Raw genomic sequence first — 1,064 nt, 5'->3', positions numbered from 1 at the left:
GAAAACGTTTAATGAGTTAATAGAAATTTTTAGTAAATTTGATGCGTGTGCTAAAGCCAGTTCTAACTTTTGAAGAAGCCGCAAGGGGGCTTTTAGTAAACGTCCAAAGGGATGACGGTACAAATCAATTACAAATTGGTTCACCTTTTAAATCGTCAGTGTTTAACCCTACTTATGAACATGTTGGTGTAAAACCTGGTACGAATACAAAAGAGGTTTTATTTAATTTAGGATTCGATGCTCAAACAATTTATCAATTCATTGAAAAGGGAGTTATTAGGTCAGTTGATTAAATCTAAATTATTTAAGACGGGGGTATGCAAATGAGTTTTGGAAATGTATTATCGTTAAACGCAAAAAGGCACCCAGATAAATTAGCATTAGTCTATCAAGACCGTACATACACATACATGGAATTCAATAAAGTGGTTAATCGTTTTGCATGGGGATTACAGAACCTAGGTTTAAAAAAAGGTGAAAAACTAGCTCTAATGATGGCAAACTCTGACTTGTTTGCGATTAGTTATTGTGCTGCTGTAAAAGTAGGTGCTGTTGCTGTTCCAATTAACTTCCGCCTTGTTTCCAGGGAAGTTGAATATATTTTAGAGCAGTCGGATAGTGTCATTGTGGTTTGTGATTCAGAACTAGAAAAAGTCGTTTTAGATGCTTCAAAATCCTCAATGAAAGTAAGGAATATCATTACTACTCCAGCAACTTCATCGCCGAATTGTTTAAGCTTTTTTGATGTGTTGTCATCAATTGACGAAGATCCCCAAGTAGAGATTTCCGGAGATGATGATTTTCATTTACTATATACTTCAGGTACAACTGGGCAACCAAAAGGTGCGCTTTTCGACTATATACGTATAGAAAAATTAATAAATGGATTGAGTGCGGTAATGGGACAAAGTTGTCAGGATCGTCTTTTACATGTGGCTCCTTTCTTCCATTGTGCACAGCTTGTAATCTTTCTTTTACCAGGTTTATATTTGGGAATGACAAATGTGATCCATCGTGATTTTAACCCAGTAAATGTTTTAAAGGATATTGAAAAGTATAAAATT

General features: G+C 35.1%; 2 protein-coding genes. Both read left to right on the top strand.

The window, feature by feature from the left end; translation table 11 throughout:
* Positions 1–47: 47 nt before the first annotated feature.
* On the top strand, positions 48–293 hold the full coding sequence (locus tag CN514_RS18855) for a hypothetical protein (protein ID WP_176525969.1): 246 nt from the start codon (positions 48–50) through the stop codon (positions 291–293).
* 30 nt (positions 294–323) lie between these two features.
* A partial coding sequence (locus CN514_RS18850; RefSeq protein WP_176525968.1) for an AMP-binding protein occupies positions 324–1,064 on the top strand: 741 nt, incomplete at its 3' end.

Source organism: Bacillus sp. AFS001701 (assembly GCF_002559405.1).
Taxonomy (GTDB): Bacteria; Bacillota; Bacilli; order Bacillales; family Bacillaceae_G; genus Gottfriedia.
Note: the sequence above shows the minus strand (reverse complement) of the source record. Positions and strands in the feature narration are given on the sequence as shown.